30 protein-coding genes are annotated in these 25,834 nt (G+C 43.0%); 6 read left to right on the top strand and 24 right to left on the bottom strand.

Annotated elements, in window-relative coordinates:
* Positions 1–118: 118 nt before the first annotated feature.
* From BMZ95_RS05705 to BMZ95_RS05605, 21 genes are all read right to left on the bottom strand, one after another.
* Positions 119–1,201 (bottom strand): iron-containing alcohol dehydrogenase family protein, encoded by a 1,083-nt coding sequence (locus tag BMZ95_RS05705; RefSeq protein WP_046922618.1) that lies wholly within the window; start codon positions 1,199–1,201, stop codon positions 119–121.
* Positions 1,202–1,684: 483 nt separating this feature from the next.
* A complete protein-coding gene (locus BMZ95_RS05700; protein ID WP_046922607.1) occupies positions 1,685–3,094 on the bottom strand; it encodes a C69 family dipeptidase in 1,410 nt (469 codons plus the stop codon).
* 94 nt (positions 3,095–3,188) lie between these two features.
* Positions 3,189–3,737 carry a transcription termination/antitermination protein NusG gene (nusG, locus tag BMZ95_RS05695; RefSeq protein WP_046922606.1) on the bottom strand — a complete coding sequence of 183 codons (549 nt, stop codon included), beginning with the start codon at positions 3,735–3,737 and terminating at the stop codon, positions 3,189–3,191.
* 115 nt (positions 3,738–3,852) lie between these two features.
* Positions 3,853–4,020, bottom strand: a complete 168-nt coding sequence (gene secE, locus BMZ95_RS05690; RefSeq protein ID WP_003696888.1) for a preprotein translocase subunit SecE — start codon at positions 4,018–4,020, stop codon at positions 3,853–3,855.
* A 17-nt stretch (positions 4,021–4,037) separates the two neighbouring features.
* Positions 4,038–4,187 carry a 50S ribosomal protein L33 gene (gene rpmG, locus BMZ95_RS05685; protein WP_014072965.1) on the bottom strand — a complete coding sequence of 50 codons (150 nt, stop codon included), beginning with the start codon at positions 4,185–4,187 and terminating at the stop codon, positions 4,038–4,040.
* 54 nt (positions 4,188–4,241) lie between these two features.
* On the bottom strand, positions 4,242–4,772 hold the full coding sequence (locus tag BMZ95_RS05680; protein ID WP_014072964.1) for an NYN domain-containing protein: 531 nt from the start codon (positions 4,770–4,772) through the stop codon (positions 4,242–4,244).
* Between the two features lie 2 nt (positions 4,773–4,774).
* Positions 4,775–5,521, bottom strand: a complete 747-nt coding sequence (gene rlmB / locus BMZ95_RS05675; protein ID WP_014072963.1) for a 23S rRNA (guanosine(2251)-2'-O)-methyltransferase RlmB — start codon at positions 5,519–5,521, stop codon at positions 4,775–4,777.
* A gap of 2 nt (positions 5,522–5,523) precedes the next feature.
* Entirely contained in the window at positions 5,524–5,916 is a 393-nt protein-coding gene (locus BMZ95_RS05670; RefSeq protein WP_014072962.1) for a Mini-ribonuclease 3, read from the bottom strand.
* Between the two features lie 3 nt (positions 5,917–5,919).
* Positions 5,920–7,332 (bottom strand): cysteine--tRNA ligase, encoded by a 1,413-nt coding sequence (gene cysS, locus BMZ95_RS05665; RefSeq protein ID WP_046922605.1) that lies wholly within the window; start codon positions 7,330–7,332, stop codon positions 5,920–5,922.
* A gap of 122 nt (positions 7,333–7,454) precedes the next feature.
* Positions 7,455–8,945: a glutamate--tRNA ligase gene (gene gltX / locus BMZ95_RS05660; protein WP_014072960.1), complete on the bottom strand. Its 1,491-nt coding sequence runs from the start codon at positions 8,943–8,945 to the stop codon at positions 7,455–7,457.
* Between the two features lie 103 nt (positions 8,946–9,048).
* Complete coding sequence (locus BMZ95_RS05655; RefSeq protein ID WP_046922604.1) at positions 9,049–10,158, bottom strand: PIN/TRAM domain-containing protein; 1,110 nt, start codon at positions 10,156–10,158, stop codon at positions 9,049–9,051.
* A 21-nt stretch (positions 10,159–10,179) separates the two neighbouring features.
* On the bottom strand, positions 10,180–11,553 hold the full coding sequence (gene radA / locus BMZ95_RS05650; protein ID WP_014072958.1) for a DNA repair protein RadA: 1,374 nt from the start codon (positions 11,551–11,553) through the stop codon (positions 10,180–10,182).
* A 77-nt stretch (positions 11,554–11,630) separates the two neighbouring features.
* Positions 11,631–12,167, bottom strand: coding sequence for a dCTP deaminase/dUTPase family protein (locus BMZ95_RS05645; RefSeq protein WP_003693267.1), 537 nt, complete (start codon positions 12,165–12,167; stop codon positions 11,631–11,633).
* Between the two features lie 1,303 nt (positions 12,168–13,470).
* Positions 13,471–13,695 carry a hypothetical protein gene (locus BMZ95_RS05640; protein WP_046922603.1) on the bottom strand — a complete coding sequence of 75 codons (225 nt, stop codon included), beginning with the start codon at positions 13,693–13,695 and terminating at the stop codon, positions 13,471–13,473.
* Positions 13,692–14,102: a hypothetical protein gene (locus tag BMZ95_RS05635; RefSeq protein ID WP_052750370.1), complete on the bottom strand. Its 411-nt coding sequence runs from the start codon at positions 14,100–14,102 to the stop codon at positions 13,692–13,694. Before BMZ95_RS05635 ends, BMZ95_RS05640 begins: the two co-directional genes overlap by 4 nt.
* 5 nt (positions 14,103–14,107) lie before the next feature.
* On the bottom strand, positions 14,108–14,404 hold the full coding sequence (locus tag BMZ95_RS05630; RefSeq protein WP_046922602.1) for a hypothetical protein: 297 nt from the start codon (positions 14,402–14,404) through the stop codon (positions 14,108–14,110).
* A gap of 305 nt (positions 14,405–14,709) precedes the next feature.
* A complete protein-coding gene (locus BMZ95_RS05625; protein WP_052750369.1) occupies positions 14,710–16,389 on the bottom strand; it encodes a DNA primase family protein in 1,680 nt (559 codons plus the stop codon).
* Positions 16,382–17,320 carry a primase C-terminal domain-containing protein gene (locus tag BMZ95_RS05620; RefSeq protein WP_046922601.1) on the bottom strand — a complete coding sequence of 313 codons (939 nt, stop codon included), beginning with the start codon at positions 17,318–17,320 and terminating at the stop codon, positions 16,382–16,384. The genes BMZ95_RS05625 and BMZ95_RS05620 overlap by 8 nt, the downstream gene beginning before the upstream one ends.
* Complete coding sequence (locus BMZ95_RS05615) at positions 17,317–17,517, bottom strand: hypothetical protein (protein ID WP_046922600.1); 201 nt, start codon at positions 17,515–17,517, stop codon at positions 17,317–17,319. Before BMZ95_RS05615 ends, BMZ95_RS05620 begins: the two co-directional genes overlap by 4 nt.
* 100 nt (positions 17,518–17,617) lie before the next feature.
* A complete protein-coding gene (locus tag BMZ95_RS05610; protein ID WP_046922599.1) occupies positions 17,618–17,896 on the bottom strand; it encodes a MerR family transcriptional regulator in 279 nt (92 codons plus the stop codon).
* A gap of 2 nt (positions 17,897–17,898) precedes the next feature.
* Complete coding sequence (locus BMZ95_RS05605) at positions 17,899–18,102, bottom strand: helix-turn-helix domain-containing protein (RefSeq protein WP_046922598.1); 204 nt, start codon at positions 18,100–18,102, stop codon at positions 17,899–17,901.
* 208 nt (positions 18,103–18,310) lie between these two features.
* On the opposite strand from BMZ95_RS05605, the gene BMZ95_RS05600 reads away from it, so the two are divergent.
* From BMZ95_RS05600 to BMZ95_RS05575, 6 genes are all read left to right on the top strand, one after another.
* The gene (locus tag BMZ95_RS05600; protein WP_046922597.1) at positions 18,311–18,631 is read left to right on the top strand and encodes a helix-turn-helix domain-containing protein; all 321 of its coding nucleotides are present in this window, start codon (positions 18,311–18,313) and stop codon (positions 18,629–18,631) included.
* Positions 18,632–18,644: 13 nt separating this feature from the next.
* A complete protein-coding gene (locus BMZ95_RS05595; RefSeq protein WP_046922596.1) occupies positions 18,645–18,959 on the top strand; it encodes a helix-turn-helix domain-containing protein in 315 nt (104 codons plus the stop codon).
* A 302-nt stretch (positions 18,960–19,261) separates the two neighbouring features.
* Entirely contained in the window at positions 19,262–20,416 is a 1,155-nt protein-coding gene (locus BMZ95_RS05590) for a tyrosine-type recombinase/integrase (RefSeq protein ID WP_046922595.1), read from the top strand.
* Between the two features lie 130 nt (positions 20,417–20,546).
* The gene (locus tag BMZ95_RS05585) at positions 20,547–20,828 is read left to right on the top strand and encodes a GNAT family N-acetyltransferase (protein WP_046922594.1); all 282 of its coding nucleotides are present in this window, start codon (positions 20,547–20,549) and stop codon (positions 20,826–20,828) included.
* A 15-nt stretch (positions 20,829–20,843) separates the two neighbouring features.
* On the top strand, positions 20,844–21,527 hold the full coding sequence (gene rpiA, locus BMZ95_RS05580) for a ribose-5-phosphate isomerase RpiA (RefSeq protein ID WP_046922593.1): 684 nt from the start codon (positions 20,844–20,846) through the stop codon (positions 21,525–21,527).
* Positions 21,528–21,608: 81 nt separating this feature from the next.
* Positions 21,609–22,946 carry a C1 family peptidase gene (locus BMZ95_RS05575; protein ID WP_041819823.1) on the top strand — a complete coding sequence of 446 codons (1,338 nt, stop codon included), beginning with the start codon at positions 21,609–21,611 and terminating at the stop codon, positions 22,944–22,946.
* A 59-nt stretch (positions 22,947–23,005) separates the two neighbouring features.
* Here the strand turns inward: BMZ95_RS05575 and BMZ95_RS05570 are convergent, their stop codons facing one another.
* The 3 genes from BMZ95_RS05570 to BMZ95_RS05560 form a co-directional block, all read right to left on the bottom strand.
* Positions 23,006–23,677, bottom strand: coding sequence for a 2,3-bisphosphoglycerate-dependent phosphoglycerate mutase (locus tag BMZ95_RS05570; RefSeq protein WP_014072953.1), 672 nt, complete (start codon positions 23,675–23,677; stop codon positions 23,006–23,008).
* Between the two features lie 99 nt (positions 23,678–23,776).
* Positions 23,777–24,754, bottom strand: coding sequence for a methyl-accepting chemotaxis protein (locus tag BMZ95_RS05565; protein ID WP_014072952.1), 978 nt, complete (start codon positions 24,752–24,754; stop codon positions 23,777–23,779).
* A gap of 19 nt (positions 24,755–24,773) precedes the next feature.
* Positions 24,774–25,802: an FIST signal transduction protein gene (locus BMZ95_RS05560; protein WP_046922592.1), complete on the bottom strand. Its 1,029-nt coding sequence runs from the start codon at positions 25,800–25,802 to the stop codon at positions 24,774–24,776.
* Between the last annotated feature and the right edge of the window lie 32 nt (positions 25,803–25,834).

Here is a 25,834-nt window from a genome sequence, read left to right as displayed (position 1 = left end):
AGTATGCAGATTGCATACTAACATAATATAGCACGCTGCATTTTATTTTGCAAGCAAAAAAAATGAACCGTTCAATTTTCAAACGGTTCATCGAAATTACTGCATCGTCATAAATCAGTTACTTTTCTAAAAGCTGCTTGCCAAGCTCATCGGCGCGACGAATTGCTTCAGAGAATTTTTCAGGATCAAACGGACGGTTGCGATATTCGTTCGTTTCCATAGCCCCCTTTGTAATCTCTTCAACATCGTCTTGAGAAAGTCCAAGTTCGCCCAACGTAACAGGAAGACCAATACGCTTGTTGAATTCCTGATACTTCTTGAACTCCTCTTCTTCATGGAAGTATGCGAACAAGACGAGCACGCCGAACGAAACGATTTGACCATGGAGGTAAGTTTCTTCACGCTTGATGGCAGTCGTCGAATTATAAAATGCATGCGCATGCCATGAATTGTAATAGAAATCTTTTTGGTTCGTAAGGTTTGAAGCATATCCGGTCGAAACAAGAATATCCAAGGCAATTTCTTCAACAGCCTTTGAAGGAGTATCGTTTTTAACGTCATCCATGCCTTGTTCGCCATATTTGAACAGAGGTTCTGAAACGGTTTTTGCGATTGCAACACCTAACGCACCGGTATTGGTCAAGTCCTCTCCTTTAGAAACATGCGTTACTTCAGGCTGTTTGCTCAAAGCATCACCGATTCCTGCCCAGAAGTATTCAACCGGGGCCTTGGCAATGACGTCCGTATCAATGAAAAGATGCTTGGCTGCTTTTGGAAAGCCATAGCGATCAAACGATCCGTCATCGTGATAGATAACCGCGATTGCTGTGCCGGCAGCACAATTTGAACAAATCGTCGGAAACGAGAAGATGACTTTGTCAAGTTCATCGGCAACCATCTTGGCGGTGTCAAGCGCCTTGCCGCCTCCAAAACCAAAGACCGCATCTGCTTCTTTGACTTCCGGAGTCGCAACCAAACGATCAATGTTCGTCTGCGTGCTGTCAACGCCGTAAACAAAGCTTCCCGTTACCTCAATCCCGGATCCTTCAAGTGCTTTTCTTGCCTTCGGTTCGGCTGCCGCCAAAGCACGCTTGCCTCCGATGAAGACAACTTTCTTGATTCCGTATGGCTTAGCCACTTCAGGAATTTCATCGTAGGCATTAGTTCCATAAGTATAGTTACTCATATAATTTGTTGTCATTTCCAAATTCCTCCATTTACCAAATGCAGTTTTTGAATCAAACGCAGAGCCCGAAATTGCCAAAAGATTCAAACCTGTTTTTTTGCAGACAGTCAACATCCTTTCATGAGAATTAAGTTAGATATAATTTTTCTCGAACATTATGCTGTGTTCCACCTCGATAAACCCAGCATTCCAAATAATTATACCGTTTCCGCAACAAGATGTGCTGTATCTTGTTAAACATATTATCACTAATAATTAATCAATTCAATGATTTTTTAATTTTCCACTCACATTGATGCTTAAATCAAGGTGATGCGCAGCACTGCATTTGGGAAAAATTAAAAAAATGCCCTCCAAGCATACAGCAAATTTTCTTTTTTACCTGTATACTCAAAGGGCATTATAGCCGTCGACTTCAATTTCCTTTGCCCGGCATTTAATTTATTTCAAGAGGTAAACGCAACTTTTTTCCAAGCCTCTTAAAATCCAAATTTTCAATCAATCATGCAGATCGAACTTAAGCTTCATATGATTTCCGCCAACGTCAACCATGTCGCCAAGAAGCTTCGTTGCTTCATTCAAATCAATTTCAGCCATTTGATTATTGATTTCCGTCAAATATTTGACGGGATTTTTCTTTGTCACCGCAACCTGATCCGCTTTAAGCTGCAGATTGCGACAAGCTGAAACGACCTTCTCTTCGAAAGAAGCCTCCAGTTCGCTATAGCGATCATAGTCCGTATCTCCCAAAACGGCCAAGGTTCTCGTCAGCCAAAAGACCGTCTTCAAATCAAACTCGCCGGACACGTCACGATAGCACGCAGGCGTATCATTGACGTTTGCGTAAAACGGAACTGCCGCATTAAACGTATTAGGTCCGACAAATACCCAATGAATGCCGGCAATTTCTTTTGGAACGTCGTTTCTGATTTGGAGAATATGGCCTTCTTGGTTGCGGTTGATGCCGATCGGACGATAACGTTTCTTTTGTGATTCAGTTCCCGGTCCGTATGGATCAAAGTCAGTATTTTGGTAGTGCGAACTCAACAGCCACTTGACGTCTTCGATTGAAATCCTGCGCTTTGCATGACAAATGAAAGGAAGTTCCTGTTCTTCCGGACCGTATGGCAATTCGGCGTCGAAATACTTTTGGACGTACCAGGCCCGCGGATTATTATAACGCGTATCCTTGATCGTCGAACTGCCAAAGATGTGGCGGAAGTTGTATTTGTCATGATCAGGATTAAGGTGATGCTTTTCGATCAATTCCTTAAGACCAGGCGCAGACAACGTGTCATCAGAATCAAAATCAAATTCGTCAATGTTCGTTCTGTTTGGAGCAACGACGTATGCATCATCAGGAATTCTGACGGCTGCCCATTGATGACCGCCGTATGTTTCCAAATACCAGACTTCATCCTTATCGGAAAAAGCAATCCCGTTCATCTCATACGTTCCGTATTCTTCAAGAATCGAACCCAGACGCAAGACGCCTTCTTTTGCCGAATGAACGTAAGGCAAAACAAGCGTCAGCATGTCTTCTTCACCGATTCCGTCTTCAACCAGAGGATCGACGCCCAAAATCCGCGGATTGGACGTAATCGTTTCCGTTGCAGACATTGCAACGTTTTCGCTGTTGATTCCGGATTCGCCCCAAATACCCTTGTCGCCGATTGCATCCGGAGTGCACGTATAACGCAGCGCTTCACGCTTGGACGGAAGCGTAATCTTGACCTTGCTCAATTTGGCCTGATACGTGCGCGGCTGATTTTTTGGCTCAACGACAATGAATTTCTTCGGGCATGCCCCGAAACTGCTGTCTTCATTTCTTGAAACAATCGTCGAACCGTCAATCGTTGCTTTTTTCCCGACTAAAATCGTCGTACAGTCTGATCTGCTTTCTTTCATGTTATCATCCCTCAAAAAATATTTGCTGTTATGATTATATCACTTAAGAAAAAAGCCGTCCTTGAAAAATGCACTCAAGAAACAGCTTTTAAGTTTATACCAGTCTTTCAACCTGATCGAATGACAATTCTGCATCCGTTTCGCGACCGAAGACATCGATCATCGCATGAAGTTTCATCTTTTCGCTGTCGATTTCAGTAATTTTGCCGACATGACCAGCAAATGCTCCTTCGGTAATGGTAATCGTATCGCCGACTTCTGCATCAAAGTCTGCATTTCTCGTCATGCCGACGCTGCGAAGAATCGTCTGGATTTCTTCGTCAAGAAGAGGCGCCGGTTTGCTTCCGGCACCATGCGAGCCGACAAATCCGGTAACGCCGGGCGTGTTTCGAACGACATACCATGATTGGTCTGTCATGACCATTTCGACCAACACGTATCCAGGGAACGTCTTGAGCTTTTCAACTTTTTCTTTGCCGGTCTTGGTCTTTTCGCATTTTTCTTCTTCAGGAACGACCACGCGGAAAATATAGTCTTCCATGCCCATTGATTCCGCACGAGATTCCAGATTGCTTTTGACTTTGTTTTCATAGCCGGAATACGTATGCAATACGTACCATTTCTTTTCACTGCTTTCAGCCATTTTTATTCTCCTTTGATATTTGTGTTTTTGAACAAAATAAAAAAACCCCGAAAAATCGAAGTTCACCAACAAGGTGATTATAACAAAAAAAGACTGGTTTGACCAGTCCTTTAAATCAGGCAACCAGTGAAAGCACTGCCTGAACGGCATAATCAACGACGCCAAAGAAAACAGCAAAGGCAATTGACATTGCGACAACAGTCGTTGTATCGCGTCTTGTTTCCTTGGCATTAAGCCATGTCGTATCTTTCATTGTTTGAACAACGCTCTTGAAAAACTTCATCTTGAATCCCCCATTTGTTATTTTGTTTCGCGATGAAGCGTATGTTTTCCGCAATATTTGCAGAATTTTTTGACCTCAAGGCGTTCGGTCCGATTTAAATTTTCAACAATCGTATAATTTCTCGAACCGCATACTGAGCATGCTAACGAAATTTTTTTCTTGGACATTCCAGTCCTCCTTAACGTATTCAAAGTTACTTTATCATGTTTAAACACCGCATGTCAATTATCTTCAGAACTGAGATGGTCGCGCAGGTCTGCTAATTTCTTCAACTGCTCGTCATCAAAAGGCGATCTTCTGACCAATGCCTGATCCTGATACATTCTTGTCGCTGCGTGAACTTCTTTTTTTGCATTTTTAATATCCTGATACAGTTCCCAAGCAGGTTTTCTCAAAGCTCCTTGAGAAAAGATCGTCCATTGTTCAGCTTGATCGCTCGTCGCAACGGTCACCTGAGTCAACCGCGACTGCAGTTTTCCGGCCAATGCTTCAATATAGCTGTCAGCCGTCTGACCTTCATCAGTCCAAACAACATCCAGGTTGTATTGTTTATAGCTTTTTGACAGCCCTGGCACGTACATTGCGTCAAAAACAACGATAATCTTGGAATCGCTTTGTTTATGATAGTCGGAAAGAATCAAAAGCAGCTGATCTCTTGCGTCTTCCAAGCGATCGGACTTTTTAAGCCGCGCAAGTTCGGGCCAATTGCCGATCATGTTATAGGCATCAACAATCAGAATCTTTTCTTTCATCCTTATTTACCTCTTGAAGTGAATCCCTGGTAAATCAAAAGACTTGCTGCCACGCTTGCATTCAGGCTTTGAACGTGTCCAATCATCGGAATCGTCAGCATTTCATCGCACTTTTTCTTGAGCAATGAAGAAATGCCTTTGCCTTCGTTTCCGATGACGAGAGCCGTCGGGCCTTTTGCATCCCAATTTCTGAAATCCTGGCCTTTCATATCCGTCCCGAAGATCCAAAGCCCGCGATGCTTTAATTCGTCAACTGCTTGGGCCAGGTTCGTTACGCGACAGACCGGGACGTATTCGACTGCTCCCGTTGAGGTTTTGGCAACCGTCGACGTCAGCTGAACCGCACGCCTTTTAGGAATAATGATGCCGTGGACGCCGGCTGCATCTGCGGTTCTTAAAATCGATCCCAAATTATGCGGATCTTCGATTCCGTCCAGAATCAAAAAGAACGGATCTTCGCCTTTTTTGGCTGCTGCTTCAAAAAGGTCTTCAAGTTCCGCATATTGAAATGCAGCAACGGCCAAAACGACGCCTTGATGATTTTGTCCGTCAGACAAAAGGTCAAGTTTTGTTTTCGGAACCTGCGAAACGACGATGCTGCGCTTTTTGGCAGCTGAAACGATTTCCTGAATCGCATCGGACTTCAATCCTGATTGGACAAAGACTTTGTTTATGTCCTGTCCGCTTTTTAAAGCGGCCATTGCCGGATGACGCCCGATTACGAAATCATCTGTCTTCTGTTCTTTCATGGCTAATATCCTTCCTCGACCGTTTTGATGCACCATGCGCTGAGTTCGTCCAGGCGGTCTTTTTTCCCGCTCAGATAAAGATATCCGAATAATGCTTCAAATCCGGTCGAAATTCGATAAGTGACAACCGAGGTGTTTTTGGCCGAAGTATAGCTTTTGGCATTTCTGCCGCGACGGAAATATTCTTTTTCTTCATCAGTCAGAAGATTCTGTTCTTCCATTTGCGAAATCAGTGCTGCCTGTGCCTTTGCGGAAACGTAGTGAGTCGCTCTTTTATGCAATTTGTTCGGTTTGGTCATTCCCTTGTCAAGCAAGTGTTTTCTGACATAGACTTCGTAAATCGCATCCCCGATGTAGGCCAAAGCAATTCCGTTCATCTGTTCATAATCAGCCATGTGTTACGCTCTCTTCCATCTTGTTCCTTGAGGAGTATCTTCCAAAATCACGCCCTTTTCCTTCAACATGTCGCGAATCTCATCGCTTCGCGCAAAATTTCTGGCTTTTCTGGCAGCGATTCTTTCTTCGATCAACGCCTCAATCTTTTCATCCAAAAGTTCCGTTTCTTCTTCAAATTTAATTCCGAAAACCTCTGCTGCCTTTGAGAAACCATCAAGCAGATACTCGATGGTTTCCAAAGAAACCGTTGCTTTTTCTGAATAAACGTTCAGCAGTTTGGCCATCTCATAAATGACCGCAATTCCGTTTTGGGTATTAAAATCATCATCCATCGCTTCAATGAACCGATTCTTCAAAGCACTGAATTTTTCACGAATCTCGGTTTCGACATCGCTCTTTTCAGCATCGTTTTTACGATAACGCAAATTGTCGACAGCCGTTTTCAATTTCTGAAGATTGGTCTTTGCTTCAGCAAGATTTGCCTGACTATAGCGAATCGGATGACGATACTGCGTCGTTGCCATGAAGAAACGGACGACTTGAGGATCGACCTTTTTCAGCAGATCATGAACCGTGACGAAATTTCCGAGCGACTTGCTCATTTTTTCGTCTTCTTCGCCAATCGTCACGAATCCGTTGTGCATCCAATAGTTGACGAACTTTTGCCCCGTCTCTGCTTCGCTTTGGGCAATCTCGTTTTCGTGGTGCGGAAATTCCAAATCCTGGCCGCCGGCATGAATATCTATCGTTTTGCCCAAATACTTCGTTGCCATGACGGAGCATTCGATGTGCCAACCGGGCCTTCCGTTCCCAAAAGGTGCTTCCCAATAGATTTCACCTGGTTTTGCGGCTTTCCATAAAGCAAAATCAAGCGGATCTTCTTTTTTGCCCTGGTCAAAATCAGCCACGCGTTCGCTTGCCCCTTGTTCAAGATCGTCGACGGACTGGCCGGAAAGCTTACCATAGTCTTTAAACTTGCGCGCCCGATAATAAACGTCGCCTTCTGACTGATAAGCATATCCTTTATCGATCAAAACCTGGATAAACTTGATGATATCGTCCATCGTGTCCATTACTCGCGGATTCAGCGTGGCGCGCTTGATGTTTAACGCATCGATGTCTTCATAAAATGCAGCGATGAATTTGTCGGTAACTTCCTTGACGGTCATCTTCATTTCATGACCGGCTTTGATGATTTTGTCATCAACATCCGTAAAATTGGACACGTAGTCGACCTCATATCCTCGATATTCAAAATAGCGCCTGACGGTATCAAATGCCACTGCGCTTCTTGCATTGCCGATATGAATATAGTTGTAAACCGTTGGTCCGCAGACGTACATTTTAACCTTGCCTTCTTCAAGCGGTTTAAAAATTTCTTTTTTGCCTGACAATGTATTCAAAATCTGAATCATATCGTTACCTCCTTTTGAAATAATCTCATGTTTATATTATACGCAAAAACGCTGCATACCCAAAAGATATTTTGGTTTTTTCCAAAAAAGAGCCGGGAAACATCCCAGCTCTTCTGTTCAGCTTATTTGCCCATTTCTTCCAACGTTTTGTTTAAATGTTCAAGCACGCGCTTTTTGCCCAGCAATTCGATTGAAGGAGCAAGTTCCGGACCGTGCATTTCACGAGTCGTTGCAATGCGAATCGGCATGTAAAGCTTGCGGCCTTTGACTCCGGTATCCTTTTGAATGCCGCGAATCGTCTTTTGAATCTCAACGGCGTCAAAAAGCGGTAATTCCTTGATGCGCTTGGAGAATTCGTTCAAAACGACTGCAGCCGATTCATCTGAAAGCTCGTTCATGCAATCTTCATCAAGCTTTTGCGGTTCCGTGAAGAAAATCTCAGCCATGTCGGCCAATTGAGCCGTATAAGACATTTGACGCTTATAAAGATCAACCAAATGACGTGCCCATGCAATCGTCTTAAAATCGGGATTTTCAGGAATCTTGCCTGCTTTGATCAATTGCTTGATTGCAGAATCGGAAAGTTCATCGTTATCTGCAGCTTTGACGTACTGGTTGTTGACCCATTCAAGCTTTTTGCCGTCAAAAGCAGCCGGTGAGCGGCTCAAACGCTTTGGATCAAACATCTTGATGAAATCTTTTTGACTGAAGATTTCTGATTCGCCAACCGGTGACCAGCCAAGAAGAGTAATGAAGTTGAACATCGCTTCAGGCAGATATCCAAGCGAACGATACTGTTCAATAAACTGAAGCACGGATTCATCACGTTTTGAAAGTTTCTTGCCTGTTTCCGTATTGATGATAAGCGACATATGGCCAAATACAGGGGCTTCCCAGCCAAATGCCTGGTAAACCGCCAATTGCTTCGGCGTGTTGGCAACATGATCATCACCGCGCAAAACGTGCGTGATTTTCATCATGTGGTCATCGACGACAACGGCAAAATTATATGTTGGCATTCCGTCACGCTTTTGAATGACAAAGTCGCCGCCGATCGTATCAGAATTGAAACTGACGTGTCCTTTGACAATATCGTCCCATTCGTAAACGACGTTCTTCGGAACGCGGATTCTGACAACCGGCTTCAAGCCCTTGGCACGTGCCTCGTCTTGCTTGGCCTTGATTTCTTCTTTTGTCATGCCTTCATATTCATATTCGTAGCGAGGAGCCTCACCGCGCGCCTTTTGTGCTTCGCGCTGTTCGTTCAACTCATCTTCGGTCATGAATGATTCATAGGCAAGGTCTTTGTCCAAAAGTTCCTGAATCAAAGGCTGATAGATGCCCTTGCGTTCAGATTGACGATACGGGCCGTATTCGCCCGGCTTGTCCGGACCTTCATCCCAGTCGATGCCCAGCCAATGAAGGTTTTCCATCTGGCTGCGTTCACCGTCTGCAATATTGCGTTTCGTATCCGTGTCTTCGATGCGGAGTACAAAAGTCCCTTTATTATGTCTTGCAAATAAGTAGTTGAATAACGCTGTTCGTGCGTTGCCGATATGCAAGTGTCCTGTCGGACTTGGTGCATAACGCACACGAATCTTATCTTTTGCCAATTTAAGCGCCTCTTTCTGAAATTTGTCTATTACTGTTTTTAACAGTCATACATTATCGATTTTACAATGAATAGTCTGAAAAATAAACTGCTGATTCAAAGTTTTAATTAGTTTTTTCGTTGATTCCGCGTTTTGAGTGGGAAGGCTTGGCGAAAATCATTCGTCCGGCATCGGTTTGCAATGCCGAAGTAACTTCGACTTCGATTGTCTTGTTCATATAATAGCGCCCGTCTTCAACGACGATCATCGTTCCGTCATCAAGATACGCAACGCCTTGCTGTCGTTCGGTTCCGTTTTTGATGACCATCACGTTCAGTTTCTCGCCGGGGATGACTCTTGGTTTGAGCGCTTTTGCCAATGCGTTGACGTTTAAGACCTGAACGTTTTGAAACTCGCTGACTTTATTCAAATTATAGTCGTTTGTCACGATGACGGCATCGATCATCTTGGCAAGTTTGATCAGTTTTGAATCAACTTCCTGAACGTCTTCAAAATCGCCCTCATACATTTCAACGGGCACGATCTTTTCAGACCGCAGCTTATTTAAGATGTCAAGTCCTCGCCTTCCTCTGACGCGCTTGATGCTGTCACCGGAATCTGCAATGTATTGCAGTTCATAAAGAACAAAATTCGGCACGACAAGCGTTCCTTCAATAAATCCTGTCTTTGCAAGATCATAAATACGCCCATCGATCAAAATATTCGTGTCAAGCAGCTTGTATTTATGGAAATTGTCTCCGACTTTTCGTTCCAAAACGTTGTCGGTTTCCTTTTTCCGATTGCTTCTTGATCCAAAGATGTTTTTAAGATCGTTCAGGCGCGTCTTGCCGATCACCCAGCCGAGATAAGCAAAGAGGATCATTACGATAATCGGAAGCACCGTATTAATAAAGAATAATTGCGAACGCCAAAAGATTGTCGAAATCAAAACTGCAATCAGCAATGAAATAACGACTGAAATGCTTTCCGCAAAAATGACCTCTGTTTTTTGCTGTGCCAACTTTTTTTCGAACTTTTTGATTATGTTTTCGATCGGGTCAACCAAAAAAACGGCTAAAATAAGCGTAACCAACAAGCCAATAAATGAGTTAATCACTGGACTTTGTAATAAATGGTTGCCAACCCTCAGGCTTTCCCATAATGGCGGCAAAAATGAATAGCCGATACTAATTCCAAGAATTGCAAAGACCAGCTGTATCATACGTTTTCGCATAATTTGCGGTCCCTCCATCCGTTAACTTTTAAATACTTGTTTGAGAGTTTCATTCAGGGTCTGAACCCCGACTACTTGAATATTGGACGGAAACTCCCAACCATCCAAATTGTTCTTAGGAACAAACGCACGCTTAAAGCCAAGCTTGGCCGCCTCCTTGACGCGCGCATCGATTCTTCCGACGCGTCTCACCTCGCCCGTCAGGCCCAATTCGCCGATGAAACAATCCGTCGCAAGCGTTTCTTCGTCGCGATAACTTGAAACGATGCTTACCGCAACCGCCAAATCGATTGCAGGTTCGTCAAGCTTGACGCCGCCAGCAGCCTTAAGATAGGCATCCTGATTTTGCAAAAGCAGCCCGGAGCGCTTTTCCAAAACCGCCATGATCAACGAAACACGATTATGATCCAGACCGTTGGTCGTCCTTTTGGCATTGCCAAATGCAGTCGGTGTCACCAAAGCCTGCACTTCAGCTAAAATCGGGCGCGTTCCCTCCATTGAAACGACAACGGAAGAGCCGGTCGCACCCTGCAATCTTTCTTCCAAAAAGATTTCAGAAGGATTTTTGACTTCATTCAAACCGTCTTCTCTCATTTCAAAAACGCCGATTTCATTCGTTGAACCGAAACGATTCTTGACGGCACGCAAAATCCTGTATGTTCTGTGCATGTCGCCTTCAAAATAAAGCACCGTATCAACCATGTGCTCTAAAATCTTCGGACCGGCAATTGCGCCGCCTTTCGTCACGTGTCCGACAATGAAAACAGTAATGCCGTTGACCTTTGCGACCTGCATCAATGAAGCCGTCACGGAACGAATCTGGGCCACGCTCCCGACGGCAGAAGTCAATTCCGGATCCTGCATCGTTTGAACGGAGTCGATTACGACATAATCCGGCTTTAAATCTTCGACATTTTGCAAAATGCTTTGCATATCGGTTTCAGGATAGAGATAAAATTCGCTGCCGCCGACTCCAAGGCGATCTGCCCTCATTTTGATCTGATTGGCACTTTCCTCGCCTGAAACATAAAGCACTTTACCGCCCATATCAGCCAATTCGCCGGAAAGCTGAAGCAACATCGTCGACTTTCCGATTCCGGGATCGCCCCCGATCAGAACCATTGAGCTTGGAACGATTCCGCCACCGAGAACACGATTGAGCTCTGCATTTTTCGTGACGATTCGCGGCGTTTCTTTTGTCGAAATAGCATCAATCAGCTGCGGTTTGACCTTCGTGCCTGAAAAAGTCACTCGCGGAGCAGTCTGAACGTTTTTTGATTCTTCGATTTCCTCAACCAAAGTGTTCCACTCACCGCAATTCGGGCATCGTCCAAGATAGCGCGGAGAAACGTACCCGCATGTCTGGCAGACGAATCTGGTTTTTGCTTTTGCCACAAATAACGCCCCCTGTCTTCGCACTTATAATTATAAAACATTTATGCCTTCTTTATTCATAAATTTAATATAAGATATTATCTTCCAGATGAACCAAAGCCGCCTTTTCTTTCAGCCAACGGCTTATCTTCATCATCGATTTGAAGATAAGGCATAAAAATTCCCTGTCCGATTCGTTCGCCCTTTTTGATGACAACGTCTTTTAAACCGAAATTAAGCAATTGAAAGAAAATTTCTCCTTCGTTTCCGGAATTGTCATAATAATCGCTGTCAACGATTCCGACGCCGTTTGGCAGAACCAACCGGCGCTTGAGCGGATTGCTTGAACGATTGGCCAGCATCAAAAATTCGTCATCCTGCATGTAGGCCTTGATGCCAGTCGGAACCAAATATGGTTTCAGGCATGCGTCTGCTTTCATAAGTTCTTCATCCGAATAATCTTTTTGTTTTCTGACCGCACGCAGAATTTTCAAGAAATCTTTTTTCCAAATACTCGGCAAAACAAAATCTTCTGCACATTCAAAATCGTACCCGGCAGCATTTCTAGTTGCTCTTTTCGGCAAATTCAGTCCTTTGTCCAAATATTTAGTTACAACTTTAAAACCACGTTTCATTTGCTCTTCGGACGGGGTGCGGCTGTTTCAGCCTCCCCGCCGCTCTCCTTTGTAATTTTTCTTCTCTTAACGACCGTCAATGCGGGGTTGCCGCAAAAACATCGTCTTAAGATCGTCTTGACTTTTAACTATACCTCCATTTTACCAAATTAATTCATTGTTTAATGTTATAATTTAACCAGAATTGCCGTGATGTAACTATTAGTAGCATTAACAACAATAAAACGTTGATATATCAACATTACTAGTTAATGACTATCTTAAATGACTTTATTTGTTATCTATCAAAGATAACAAAATAGATAACAGAATGGATAACAAAATCATGTTTGCACTCTGATATTTAGTAATGATCCAAATACAAATAAAAGCCGCCCTGCTTATGGACGGCTTTTTTATAGGTTCCACTATACGCCCGTAATAGCTTGTTAGAGCGTTTTTAGAGTTGCGAATGGAATTATACTCAATTAGTTTTAACTCGTTAATCCCCCCGCCTTACGCGCCGCGCGGAGAGCTACACACAGTGCCCACGTCTTACGTCGCGCGAATTTTTTAAAATTTTAAAAAAGGGGGGCTAGTATAGTTACAGCGGTTTAATTCCTAAATTTTCCAACAATTCCCCGTCTAACTAAACGTTCTTGCAGGGCGCTTAGTTACGTTCCCGCGAAAAAATTAGAACAGTGACGGCGGGAAAGCACGGATCAACAGCTAGGCGGGGATGTCCCCCCCTCTTTTTATGAACGCGCGGTCTTGCTGTTCGCTCTGTTCTCACTCTCGCAAGGGGTTTCTCTGTTTTTGTTTCGTCTTGCGGTTATGACAAGCAAAGCAGGCAAACATATCACTGTATGTGATTTGTTTTAGTGGTTCGTGTGGTGTAGTGATCATACTTACTTTTAAAAATTTAAGGTCGTCCAGAACGACCATAGACTTTTTTAATTTTTATACCTAGATATCTGTTAGGAGATTAACATAGGCTTTCGGCGCTTCACCGCACCCCCACGGTTCCGCGTGTGATTTTTGCGGTAACACTGAGTGACCTCGGATTTGAACGTTCCCTACAATGGGCGCGCGTGGTTTTACCGTGTTTCTTTGTACCGCCATTATTTACCTCCGTATTTACAGATACAGAGGTAAAATCTTTTCTGTCGCGTTTCACTACCCCCCCTTACACGTAAAAAAACACTAAGAAATGCTAAGTTTGTATGCGACATACCGGAGAAACGCACCCTAAGAATTACTTAGGATCAGAAAAAGGGTTCTACACTTCCGGAGAACCCCTAAGTTAAACTTATTCAGTTATTTTTTATTTATCTAACTCCACTAACCCATCACTTAAATTCTCAATGTCCGTAATTGAGTTCCTTAAACTCTCAATTACCTGAGACAATGATTGATTTACGAAAAACGATTTAATGTCGTCGTCGCTTATGTTCACTAGTGCCATCATTCCAACTAGCGCTTGTAGATTTTGGGCAATGCGCGTTAACTTTCTAGCGGTGGCCATATCTGTATTTTTAGTTTCGGTCATTTGTCATCCCCTCCTAAGTAGCCCTTTTTACGTAATTCGTTTTCGATACACTTAGCGACTTTTACGGCTTTCGGACTTGATGAAGGATTAAGTTGAATAGCTGCCGCCGCAATTGCTAGCCCTGGGGCGTCAATAAGCACGGTTCCTTGCTCGTCTAGTCTGTAATGCTTATCATCCAGAGCATTAAAAGGGAAGCCGTAATCTTGCTTGAATTTCTGAATAGGGTTATCAGCATCATAATTTTTTACCCATCCTTCTTTTATAGCTTCGTCCGTTGGTTTGCCATACCGGTCTATAATATTTGCTTCAATCATTTTACGATATACTTCCGCTTTGGTTAATTCAAAGCCTGCTTCTTTCAGGGATTTATAACTTTGTTCAACTAACATCGGGTATTTGATGTTCATTTTTATCACTTCTCACTTTCTAAAATGTTAATTCGTTCTTCCATACGCCTTACTTGCGCGCGCAATGGTCTTAATGCCATCTCTAAATCTGCTTTATTCTGGACAATATAATAGCCTGTTTCCTTCCCCTTACGAATTGCGCCAATTTTTGCATGGTGTTTTGTAATCAGATTAGCTATTGTTTCTTGCATTACGCGCTTACTTAGTCCCGTTTTCTCGCAAATCATTGCCCCCTTTATCGGCTTCTCGCTTCCTGTTGGGATTATAGTTAACACTGCCTTTTCTTTTTCGCTCATTTCCATTAAATCACTACCTTTCATGCATGATACCAACAAAACCGACTAGATACCGACTAAGTGAATTCACGCGCCAGCGCCGGGAATAGTTGCTACATAAAGGGAACCGACTTTTACCACCTAAACCAACAAGATTTTTCTATTCCCTATATACGTATATATGTTATTCATACTTTCTTCATATACTTTTTCTTTATATAGGAATAAGAAATATTAGTCGGTATAATACAGTAATAGTTGGTTTCCTTACTCTCGCAAGGAATGCGCGAACCGACTAGCGCTTCAATAAACCAACTAGATAGTTGGTAAATTCAGCATTTATAAATCAAACCTTGATATGCGTACCGTTTTTTTGGTTCATACGGATAAACATTTTTACGATCATAGAGGTTTAAAACGTCCATGTCTCTATCATCCCACCAGTCACCAACATACTTACTATTGCGCTCATACTTCCATCCCTCGGGAAGATTTTCTTTCAGTCGTTCGGTGAAGCCGCGTTGAGTAATCCGGCTAGGGTTGTTCTCGTATGCCATCACTGCAAGAAAGTATTTAAACAGAAAAGCGGTTGGGATGCGCGCGCTAGTCAATTCTGGAAAATACTCCTGCATGAAGTAGGCTATAGGGTCGCTCTGTTGCTTTATCTCCCTGACTTCGCCGCGGCTCTCTTCAGTATCTTCCAGGCGCTCAATATCAATCGTTACAGCTTTCTTTAACACCCATTCTAGCAATGATGTATCTTTGATATACTCATCTTTGATCTTCCGCCCTGCCGGGGTATCGGGATACTGATGATTGAACCTGATAATCTTTAACCGGCGCAAAGTACCGCCTGTTGCATCCTTAAACTTCGGTAAAGAGTTCATGCTCTGAACGATTGTAGCGGTGCTTTGATCCGTATACGGTGGTAATCCTTTAGGGTTGATTAAAACAACGTCCCCTGTAACCATACTTTTAAAATTTGCGCTGTTCTCGTTATAGTCCTTAGGGTTGTTGTCATCCCCGATAATCAGCGCGCGCCCCATTGCCGTTGCTAGCTTAAAATCATGCTCAAACTCAACTAGCATCAAACTAGAGTAATTAGCCTTACCAACTAGATTTTTAAGCAGCGTTTCAAAAGTGCTTTTGCCTGTCCGCCCTTGTCCGTTGTCAACCAAAAAGAAAGCGTACGGCTGTACATAGTTCGCGTTAACGGTACTTGCAATCAGTTGCCATATTAACTTCTCTTTGCTCTTATCACCGTCTGATAATTCTTTTATCCATTCTGACAGTTTCCACCCGTTAAAGTCAGGTTCGGATGCATCAAGGTTTAAGTTCGTTGCTATCTTTGATATGAACTTATACTGATCGTTAAAGGGTTCTAATTGCTTTGTTGCCTTGTTGTAAATACCGTTATTGCATACAATCAAAGCGGGGTTTTCAGTTGGTTCAACGGTCGGAGCTTCTAAGCGGATATATTCGATAGTTTCTTTTCGGCCTTTAATGTTTAACTCACGCTCCACTAGCAAGCAAAGGCGCTCTAACTCTCGTTGCAATGATACATAAATCCCTTGATCGATATCATAGAAATACGGCGCTTTATACGCATTCTCTTTGTTGTCCTTGCCAATAATAACGAACTTGATGTTATTCAATAGAATATCGGCAACCGCTCGGGGTGGGATGCGCGGTGTTGTAACATTGCCTGTTGTATCGTTTATCTTGGTATGTTCGGCCTTATATAATCGTGCTTCCGCCGTCAAGCGTTGAATTAAGTCAGCTTTGCTTCTAACGGGCGCCCTTAACTGTAACTCTGCCTTTCGCAACTCCGCCTGTTGATGTTGCATTGCTTTAGCAACAGTACGCCATTTTGCAAGATTGGCGGGTGTTGGCGGTGTCTTGGGGTGTTGTTCCTGCAATTTGGCCACCAGGTTATCAACGCTATCAATTGGCGGCAATTCCGTGGCCACGCCCTGTTCTATGTCCGGCGGTAACTCCATAAAATCAATCATTGTTTAAATCCTTCCTTCTTGTATTCATTGCGCTTCTAAATAGCGCTGTTAGCTCTCTTCCGTCAATGCTAGGGTAAACAAAACATGAATTAAATCCTTGAACCAGTTTCCAGATCGCCGCAACATCCATCCCTTGCGACAAGGAATAAACTACTAACTCAAATAGCTTATTATTACGCGCACCTTCAGTAATTCCGTTTGCGAATTCCGATAATAGGCGCCCTGTATAGGTCAAACCCGCCGACTGCGGGCGCGGGTTTTTGTATGCTCCGCGTGTTTTAGGTAGCACGGGGGCAACAATTCCCGGTGTAGGGTTTTCGTTGTATTCCTGCTTTAATATATTTCTGACAATTTGCATTGTTTTCTTGTCCGTTGGATATGCTAATCCATCATGCTTACGTATTAGCGGCAAATTAGGCGGATAGAACTGATTAATAACTGGGGTTCCAAATAATTGCCCCCATGTTGCATTAGAACCATCTTTGGCGGTTATAATTCCCGCGCGTCCTAGTCCGTGAGTTATCAAGCTTACTAAGGCGCTGTAATCCTCGGGGGATGTTATCGGGGCTTCTAGCATGACAATCAGGCGGTATCTGTTCCGCCCTAGCCCGTTTGTAGCGGTGGGGTATAGATACCAGTTACTTTGACTTAGAGCCTTCTCTAATTCGTGGTAAATGGTTACGTCCGTTAATTCTGGTGATATATAATCAAGATCCACCGCTAGCACGTCCCGGGCTTTTATACTAGCATTGCTTCGCGTGTGGCCATCAATTGTGCCCGATATTGCATAATCTAAGCCGCGCTTAACTGTATCCCTGTTATTGGCGGTTATTGTAATTCTTCGGGGATGATAGTTATATAGAAAAGCCGTAAAACCTTGCCCTGTTGCCTGCATTTGGTTTGTGTTTAATCCGTGCTGTATATAGATCATAAGCATCCACCTTTTACGCTTGCTTCTAACAGCTTTTTTAAGGTGAATGTAGTCAGCCGACCTGATACAAAGCCTACTAAAACCGGTTGAGGGACCTCGGCTAGAAGGGTTTTTGTATGATAGCCTGCCTTTTCCAATTCATGCTTAATTTCTTTATATACGCGACCTTCGCTAGATGTTATAATATAAATAGTCATTGGTAATTCCTTTCTTGGTTCTGGGGTTACTGATAAATATCAGAGCGCGCAAGCTCATTTTTTTAGGCGTATCGGTTCCACATTTACCGATATGCCTTTTTTAAATTCGGTATTTTGCAAAGAATTCAGCTATATCCTTCTTCGTGTAATAACTTCGTCCGTTAATGACGGATGCCCTAAGCCCCATTTTTTGCCATGTATCAATTAGGCTAGGGGAACAACCGCAAGCCGCGGCTAAGTTCTTACGCGTATACACCAACATTTCAAGCTTTTCATCATGCCTTACCCGTTCTATTTCTTCCTTTGCGACCTGATAGAAATACCCTCGCAAGGCTGCATCTTGTTCCGGTGTTAGCATTACCTGTAACGGTTCATTCATGTTTATCTCTCCTTTCTAGATTGGCTTAAAATGTAGGAACTAGTCACTCCTAAATAGTCCGCGACTTCCTGCAATCTTACAGCGTTGGGAATTTGCCGATTCCATTTAGAAATTGAACCGTTGGGATATCCTAGATTTTTTTCCAGCTTATAAATTGATATTCCTTTTTTCAAAGAAATACCTTTCACAGCATTATATATTTCCACAAAAAACACCTCCAATCGTCTATAACGAAACAAAAACGTTGACTGATAACCGCCAATAATCTATTATGAGGGTATAGAAATGCCATACGGCCTCAGTCTTACCGCTCTATGTTCGCTTTATGATGTTTTTAGTATATTAGATAATTAGACTAAACGCAAGGCTTTTCTAAATATTTATTAGATTATTATCAGTGTGAGGTGATGAGTTATGGGATTACGTGACGTTATTAAAGATTTGGCGGTGAAAAAGAAAATTTCAGTCGCGGAGCTTGAAAGAACCCTAGGCTTTGGGAACGGTTCAATTTCTAAATGGAATAAGCAATCCCCTTCTGTTGATAAATTAAATAAGGTAGCAGATTATTTTGATGTTTCGGTTGATTACCTACTAGGGCGAACTAATACGCGAAGCAAGAAAGATAATTCAAAAGTTGCTTTAGATGACAACGATATAATTATGACTTGGCGTGGCCAGCCGCTTTCTGATGAAGATAGAGAAATGATTAAACGGATCATGAACGGGAAGGATTAAAGCCGGGGAAAGCATGAAAATATACGATAGAATAAGACTTTTGGCGTCTGAAAAAAACATTTCAATTCGTGAACTTGAAATAAAGCTAGGCTTTAGTAATGGGTTGCTTCGTTCATGGGATAAGAGTACAAACACGGCTAGCCTGGAAAAAGTAGCAGATTATTTTGATGTTTCGATTGATTACCTGCTAGGGCGAACTAGCAAGCAAGAATTGCCTAAAGAGTTAGAATTAAGTGCTAATGCACCTTTTCTTTGGGAAGGGATGCCTTTTTCTGATGCAGATCAGGAATTATTAAAGAATATTGCTGCACGTCTTGCCAATAAATAGTTATGTCTTTTTTTATCTTTGAACTTGAAATAAAAAAGCCGGTCCCTAAGGCCGACCCTCTAAAATGATATGACAATCTAATTATATCAAAAGTATTTCCAATAGATAATTATTTCTCTTCATCCTTGAACAACCGTAAAGATATTCACGCTTGTTTTTCTCCAGATTACCCCCTGTTATAACCTAACATAACCTAACTTTTTAACTGATGATCATATTTACTTCTTCCAGGCGTAATATAAAAACATTTTGGTTATTGCTAAATATCAGAGCGCGCAAACTCTAGAAAGAGATGATAGACAATGACTAAAATTAAAGAATATACGCTCAAAAACGGCGAAAAACGTTATAAATTCGTTCTATATGCAGGTATTGACGAAAACACCGGGAAAAAGAAATATATTCAGAAAACGGGTTTTAGAAGCAGGAAGGCGGCGCAAGTGGAATTAACTCGGCTTGAATACCGGAAAGACAATAGAGAACTATTAAATAAGCCTTTAAAGTCCGTAACTTTTGACGAAGTAGCCGCCGACTGGTTCGCAACATACAAGTTAACCGTTAGAGAAAGCACGCTAGCAAATACTAACAGTCGCTATAGAACACATATAGCCCCATTTTTTGGGGCTTACAAGGTAGATAAAGTAACCCTTCGGCAATGTCAGGCGGCCGTTAATTCATGGTTCGTTGCTGTTCCTTCTAGTATGCCGGCGTGCATCTCGCTAACGGCCGCTATTTTAGATCTTGCGCGAAAGCAAGGCTACATTTTAGTTAATCCCATGAAAGATGTTACGCGCCCTAGGCGCCGCAAGGTACAGAAAGACAACAATTTTTACAGTCGCGAAGAGCTAGGACAATTCCTTAAAGCGGTGAAGGAAACTGAAAACAAGAAAATATATGCCTGTTTCCGTCTGCTAGCTTATTCAGGTATCAGAAAAGGGGAACTGTTGGCCTTGACCTGGGGGGATGTTGACTTCAAAGAAAAGGCTTTAAATATAGACAAGTCTTTAACTAACGGTCTTACCGGATTTAATTACGTTGATAAGCCAAAAACCGCCGCAAGTATTCGGACCCTTGCTTTGGATGATGTTACGCTTAGCAGCCTGCTTGAATGGAAACATGATCAAGCGAAAGAGCTGCTAAAACTGGGATGCAATGCCAACAAACCGCAACAAATAATATTTGATGACGGTAAAGGCGGTATCATCCCGCATAAAAATACTGTTAATCGGTGGTTAAATAGAATATACCGAAAGAACCCTAATCTAAGGCGCATCAGGGTTCACGGTTTCCGTCATACACATTGCACGCTACTTCTAGAGAGCGGCGCAAGCTTGCAAGCAACGCGGGAACGCTTGGGCCATTCCGACATTAGTACAACATTGAATTTTTATACCCATGTTACTAATAAAACGCGTAACGAAGCAATTAAAGGCTTTTTGAATTATATGCAAGGGTAGCACTGGAAAAGGGATGAAGATAACAAAATGGATAACAAAACAAGGCCAAACTTGTTGTAATGCTTGAATTTACTGTATTTATTCAAGCATGTTATAATTTAACCAGAAATAATTTTTAGGAGGTATTTTCATGCGTTTCAAATGGAGCGAAAATGAGTTCGCATATCTTAACGATGATGATCAAACGCTTGCCAGCATCGGTTTTAAAATGATCAACGACAATAAAACCTACGTCGTTGAGCGCACTTGGGTTGATGAAAAGGCACGCGGTCAAGGACTTGCCAAAAAGATCACGGTCGAATTCCTGCAAAACGTCAAGCAAGTAAACAAAACCGTTCTTCCGCTCTGCTCTTATACTCAAAAATATTTCGCAAAGCACCCTGAGGTTGAGAACCTTTTATTTAAACGATAGTCCAGGAGGAGAAAAATGAATCAAAACGAACTTAAAAGCCTTGTCGGCAAAAAATCGGTCGAATGGATCAAAGACGGCATGACTGTAGGCCTTGGCACTGGTTCAACCGTCTACTACATGGTTGAAGAACTAGGACGACGCGTCAAAGACGAAAATCTTAAAATTACGGGAGTTACGACTTCGATCAGAACTGCCAATCAAGCCAAAAGTCTCGGAATTCCGCTCAAATCGGTCGACACCGTTGATCATATCGACGTTACGATTGACGGAGCCGATGAAATTTCCAGCGATTTTCAAGGAATCAAAGGCGGCGGTGCCGCTTTGCTTTACGAAAAAATCGTTGCCACAAATTCCGACAAGGTGATGTGGATCGTTGACGAAAGCAAAATGGTCGATAAATTGGGACGGTTCCCGCTTCCGGTCGAAGTTATTCCGTACGGCAGTCAAAAAATCTTTGAACGTTTCGAGAAAAAAGGTTTGAACCCTGCATTCCGAAAAGACGACAAGGGGGGACTGCTTTCGACGGACTCGGACAATTACATCATCGATCTTCATCTCGGACAAATCGACAATCCGCATGAGCTTGCAGAATATCTGATTCACCAGGTCGGCGTCGTTGAACATGGTCTTTTCCTTGACATGGTCGATACGGTAATCGTCGGTCGCCAAAACGGACTTGAAGTTCTCGAAGCAAAATAGCGTTTTGTCAAACTCGCTTATTTACTTAATTTAATAAATGCTATAAAATTATTAATAGTTTGTTAAAGGAAGGTGAACGTCTTGGCTAAAGACATTAGTGCAAACCAATTAAAGAAGTTCCAAGAAGAACTTGATGCAAAAGCAAATCACAACGTTGCGGAACGCGCCGTAACAAAGAACGGAATCTTGGCAACAAGTGCCGACTATCGTTCAGAAATCAACATGGATCCTGTTTTCTCAATTGATTTGGATACGGGAAAAGTTGCCAATCAAAAACAATCCGGACGTTGTTGGATGTTTGCCGCATTGAACACGATGCGTCATGACATGAAGGACAAATTCGGCGTTGCAGACGATTTTGAGCTTTCACAAAACTATACTTTCTTCTGGGACAAGCTTGAAAAATCAAATTATTTCTATGAAAACGTCATTAAGACGGCCGCATTGCCAACATCTGATCGCAAGGTTGCCTGGCTCATGCAGACGCCTCAACAAGACGGCGGCCAGTGGGACATGTTCATGGCCATCATTGACAAATATGGCGTCGTTCCAAAGTCAGTCATGCCAGAAACGTTCAATTCTTCTGCATCCCGTGAATTCAATTCAACATTGAATCTGAAACTTCGCAAGGATGCCGTCGAATTGCGCGAACTCGTCAATGCCAATGCTTCAGAAGATGAGCTTGAAGCAAGAAAACAAAAGATGCTCTCAGAAGTTTATCGCATGTGTGCCTACAGTTTCGGCGAACCGCCTGCAAAATTCGACTTCGAATATCGCGACAAGGACAAGAACTATCATCTTGATCGTGACCTGACTCCGCAGGAATTCTTCAAGAAATACGTTGGCTGGAATACGGAAGACTATGTTTCCGTCATCAATGCACCGACAGAAGACAAGCCTTACAACCACATGTACACGATTGAAATGCTCGGCAACGTCATCGGTGGACGCGAAGTTCGTCACTTGAACGTCGACATGGACACGTTCCGCAAAATTGCGATCAAACAGCTTGAAGCAGGTGAAAGCGTTTGGTTCGGCTCAGACGTTGGCCAATCATCCGATCGCAAAAAAGGAATCATGGATACTGAACTTTACCACAACGACGAATTGTTCGATGTTGATTTCTCAATGTCCAAAGCAGAACGCCTTGACTACTGCGAAAGCTTGATGACGCACGCAATGGTCTTGACAGGCGTCAACCTGGTTGATGGCAAGCCTGACAAGTGGAAAGTCGAAAACTCATGGGGCGACCAAGTCGGAACGGATGGCTTCTTCGTCATGAGCGACAGCTGGATGGAAGAATACTGCTACCAAGTCGTCGTTAACAAGAAGTTCCTGCCAAAAGAACTCCAGGAAATTTTGAAGGAAGAGCCAAAGGTTTTGGCTCCTTGGGATCCGATGGGTTCTTTGGCAAAATAAGCGTCATACTTATAAAGACTCAAAACAGGATTGGATTTTTGCATCCAATCCTGTTTTTGCTATAAAATTTTCTTTTCGACGATTTTCAATCGATGGTCGAGTTCATAAATTATCGGTGTTCCGTTTGCAACCTCGACGCCATCTATTCCCTGATCGCTGATGTGCTCAATGAACTTGATCATCGCGCGCAGAGTGCTCCCGTGAGCCACGACAAGCTGGTTTTCTCCGTTAAGCAATTTCGGTGCAATTCCATCCGTCCAGTAAGGCACGATTCTGTCATAAGCCATCTTCAAGCTTTCGCCGCGCGGCACGACGACATCAGGAAAACAATCGTATCGCCTGTCGTGATCAATTTTTTCCAATAGCGGCGGCACCGTATAAAATGAACGACGCCATAACGCAACCTGTTCTTCACCGTATATTTCGCGCGTTCTCTTTTTGTTTAAGCCGCGCAATGCCCCGTAATGTCGCTCGTTCAAGCGCCACGTTTTATGAATCGGCAAATAGCTTTGTCCGATTTCATCCAAAACGATGTTTGCGGTCTTGATTGCGCGCACCAAAACGGAAGTGTGCACGTCCGAAAAGTTGATTTTTTCATGAAACAGCAACTTGCCCGCATGTCGCGCTTGACTGATGCCTTTTCTTGTCAGCGGAGAGTCGGACCATCCCGTATAAACGTCTTCTTTATTGGCAATGCTTTGCCCGTGTCTGATTAAAACCAACTTTACCATGCCGTTACCTTCCAAATCTTTAGAATAACTATATGATAACACGAAAACCCAATCGCAAAAAGTCCTCGTCGACTTTTACATTGGCGGGGACTTTGTCAGTTAGTTGTTTTTGGCTTTTTCGGAAAGCAGGTTCAATTGTTCCAAGTCATTTGCAATTTTCTTGTAATTAATTGAACGATTATCGACGCTGTCGACCAAAATATGCAGTCGATTGCTGTCTTCTTCAGATTTGGCAACGACGTCTTCCATCGTTTCGCTCATCTTGTTGATGTATTCGGCGTTTTCGCCTTGAATGCTCAAGACGTCATCCATATAAACGCCCACGTTTGCGCCGGATTCTTTGATCGTTTCAAACCCTTCCGTAACATCGCTGACGGCTGCATTCGTTTTTTCAATCACCCTGGTTACGGACTCGACCTGTTTTTGCAGCTGAACGACGACGTTTCTGAGCTCATTCATCGAAGACAAAATTTCGCGCGAAAATCCTTTGGTGCTTTGAGCAAGATTGCTTGTTTCGCTCGCAACGACCGCAAAGCCTTTGCCGGCTTCTCCGGCTCGGTTGGCTTCGATTGAAGCGTTCAGCGCCAAAATAGTGGTACTTTCGGCAATATCGTCAATGCTTTGTGCTTTGGTTGAAATGTTGTTAAATTCAGTGCGCAAAGTGCCCACCTCGTTCGTAATGTTTTTGATGAACTTGTCAAGATTGTCGACAATATTGCCCATTGTCTCAAAGTCTTCCTTTGAACCTTCGATTGCATCGCCCGTAACCTTCATCTCGCCTAAAACGGCTGAAATTTTTTCTTCCAGTTTGTCATTCGTTTTGGCAAGTTCCTTTGATGTTTCCGAGGATTCACGAATGCTTTCGATCGTTTCCTGATTGACGTTCAGGAGCTGATCCAGACTTTGCGTCGAATCGCTATCCATTTTCATCAGATTTTGAAACTGTTTTTGCGTTTGCTTTGTCAAATCATAAACCGTTGAATAGTATTCCGTTGCCGTAATGTTTTCATGAAGATCTATTTCTGATTCCTTTTTTTCTTCCAAAACGACTTCATCTTTCTTTTTGAACCATTTCATTATTTGATTTCTTTCCTTTCTATTCGATTCCGAGCAGAACCATCGTTTGGTTGCAATGATCAAAGTTATATTGCTCGCCAGCACTGATGAATCCGGCTTCTTTTTCGTTCAACTCGTCCAATGACGCAAAAACTTCGCGCCATTTTCCGTGTTTTTTAAAATACAGATCTCTCAGGACGCAATTGATCGAAAGCAGCGTGCTGGGTTTCATGCCCATCTTTTCTCTTGTCTCTGCCATAATCTGCTTCATATCACCTAACCCGAGCACGTCGATGAACTTGTTCGGAATAATTTCCGAATAAAAAGTAATCGAATGGTCGTGATTGATCTTTTGAGGCGAATTGATGAACAATTCGCCATCAACTTTTTGTCCTAACGGATGCGAAATGAACGCATCATTCAAATCGCAAAGCGAAATGCCTAATATTCTGGCATACTCTTCATCGGCCGGCCGATTATTGAACGTATAGACGCAACGCTTGATCGGATCGGCATTCGTAACGAACATCTTCTTTCCGGTCGGCACATAAATATTTTCTTTGACGAGTTTCGTCCGTTTTTTGCAATCAACGAAAATGCACAGATGCTTGACACGATGGCTGCCATAATAGATCAGCGTTTCATCGTGTTTCATATCGCCTGCGGAACCACCGATCATCTTGAAATCAGTCCTCATGAAGTAAAGACTCGTCAAAATCATGTCTTCTTGACCGGACAATCCGTCAGCAATCAGATACATGAAAGCATTCGGATTGTCTTTGACCTTGTCGTAGGCTTTTTTCAGATCATAGCGCGACAATATCGGCGGGTCGGCAATCGGCACGATTTCGCATTCATTTTTATCAATGACAAACCCGGTAAATCCGCGTTCTTTGCGTTCACCTGCATAAGTTTGCGCAAATGACGACGCGACAATCACGTTTTCCGGAAGTCTTGCGTCAATCATTTCGATTTCGGCATATGTACTGAATAAAACAAGGATCTGGTCAGAATTCAAAGCTGCGTATTCCAAAACCTGCTTGCTGTTTTCAAAGGTCACCGTCTGCATGAAATCCCCTCCAAAATCAAATTTTTTTCTCC

Origin of the sequence: Ligilactobacillus ruminis DSM 20403 = NBRC 102161 (genome assembly GCF_900113455.1) — a bacterium.
GTDB classification, from domain to species: Bacteria; Bacillota; Bacilli; order Lactobacillales; family Lactobacillaceae; genus Ligilactobacillus; species Ligilactobacillus ruminis.
Note: the sequence above shows the minus strand (reverse complement) of the source record. Positions and strands in the feature narration are given on the sequence as shown.

Excerpts from the sequence above, each read along its gene's own strand:
- BMZ95_RS05655 (WP_046922604.1), bottom strand. The coding sequence starts at position 10,158 with ATGCGAAAACGTATGATACAGCTGGTCTTTGCAATTCTTGGAATTAGT.
- BMZ95_RS05560 (WP_046922592.1), bottom strand. The coding sequence starts at position 25,802 with ATGCAGACGGTGACCTTTGAAAACAGCAAGCAGGTTTTGGAATACGCA.
- BMZ95_RS05595 (WP_046922596.1), top strand. The coding sequence starts at position 18,645 with ATGAAAATATACGATAGAATAAGACTTTTGGCGTCTGAAAAAAACATT.
- BMZ95_RS05680 (WP_014072964.1), bottom strand. The coding sequence starts at position 4,772 with ATGAAAGAAAAGATTCTGATTGTTGATGCCTATAACATGATCGGCAAT.
- secE (WP_003696888.1), bottom strand. The coding sequence starts at position 4,020 with ATGAAGTTTTTCAAGAGCGTTGTTCAAACAATGAAAGATACGACATGG.
- BMZ95_RS05645 (WP_003693267.1), bottom strand. The coding sequence starts at position 12,167 with ATGAAACGTGGTTTTAAAGTTGTAACTAAATATTTGGACAAAGGACTG.
- BMZ95_RS05600 (WP_046922597.1), top strand. The coding sequence starts at position 18,311 with ATGGGATTACGTGACGTTATTAAAGATTTGGCGGTGAAAAAGAAAATT.
- BMZ95_RS05570 (WP_014072953.1), bottom strand. The coding sequence starts at position 23,677 with ATGGTAAAGTTGGTTTTAATCAGACACGGGCAAAGCATTGCCAATAAA.
- cysS (WP_046922605.1), bottom strand. The coding sequence starts at position 7,332 with ATGATTCAGATTTTGAATACATTGTCAGGCAAAAAAGAAATTTTTAAA.
- BMZ95_RS05585 (WP_046922594.1), top strand. The coding sequence starts at position 20,547 with ATGCGTTTCAAATGGAGCGAAAATGAGTTCGCATATCTTAACGATGAT.
- BMZ95_RS05635 (WP_052750370.1), bottom strand. The coding sequence starts at position 14,102 with ATGAACATCAAATACCCGATGTTAGTTGAACAAAGTTATAAATCCCTG.
- BMZ95_RS05630 (WP_046922602.1), bottom strand. The coding sequence starts at position 14,404 with ATGGAAATGAGCGAAAAAGAAAAGGCAGTGTTAACTATAATCCCAACA.
- BMZ95_RS05610 (WP_046922599.1), bottom strand. The coding sequence starts at position 17,896 with ATGAATGAACCGTTACAGGTAATGCTAACACCGGAACAAGATGCAGCC.
- BMZ95_RS05590 (WP_046922595.1), top strand. The coding sequence starts at position 19,262 with ATGACTAAAATTAAAGAATATACGCTCAAAAACGGCGAAAAACGTTAT.
- rlmB (WP_014072963.1), bottom strand. The coding sequence starts at position 5,521 with ATGAAAGAACAGAAGACAGATGATTTCGTAATCGGGCGTCATCCGGCA.
- BMZ95_RS05615 (WP_046922600.1), bottom strand. The coding sequence starts at position 17,517 with ATGACTATTTATATTATAACATCTAGCGAAGGTCGCGTATATAAAGAA.
- rpiA (WP_046922593.1), top strand. The coding sequence starts at position 20,844 with ATGAATCAAAACGAACTTAAAAGCCTTGTCGGCAAAAAATCGGTCGAA.
- BMZ95_RS05700 (WP_046922607.1), bottom strand. The coding sequence starts at position 3,094 with ATGAAAGAAAGCAGATCAGACTGTACGACGATTTTAGTCGGGAAAAAA.
- rpmG (WP_014072965.1), bottom strand. The coding sequence starts at position 4,187 with ATGTCCAAGAAAAAAATTTCGTTAGCATGCTCAGTATGCGGTTCGAGA.
- BMZ95_RS05620 (WP_046922601.1), bottom strand. The coding sequence starts at position 17,320 with ATGATCTATATACAGCACGGATTAAACACAAACCAAATGCAGGCAACA.
- nusG (WP_046922606.1), bottom strand. The coding sequence starts at position 3,737 with ATGGCTGAAAGCAGTGAAAAGAAATGGTACGTATTGCATACGTATTCC.
- BMZ95_RS05705 (WP_046922618.1), bottom strand. The coding sequence starts at position 1,201 with ATGACAACAAATTATATGAGTAACTATACTTATGGAACTAATGCCTAC.
- BMZ95_RS05625 (WP_052750369.1), bottom strand. The coding sequence starts at position 16,389 with ATGATTGATTTTATGGAGTTACCGCCGGACATAGAACAGGGCGTGGCC.
- BMZ95_RS05640 (WP_046922603.1), bottom strand. The coding sequence starts at position 13,695 with ATGACCGAAACTAAAAATACAGATATGGCCACCGCTAGAAAGTTAACG.
- BMZ95_RS05565 (WP_014072952.1), bottom strand. The coding sequence starts at position 24,754 with ATGAAATGGTTCAAAAAGAAAGATGAAGTCGTTTTGGAAGAAAAAAAG.
- BMZ95_RS05670 (WP_014072962.1), bottom strand. The coding sequence starts at position 5,916 with ATGGCTGATTATGAACAGATGAACGGAATTGCTTTGGCCTACATCGGG.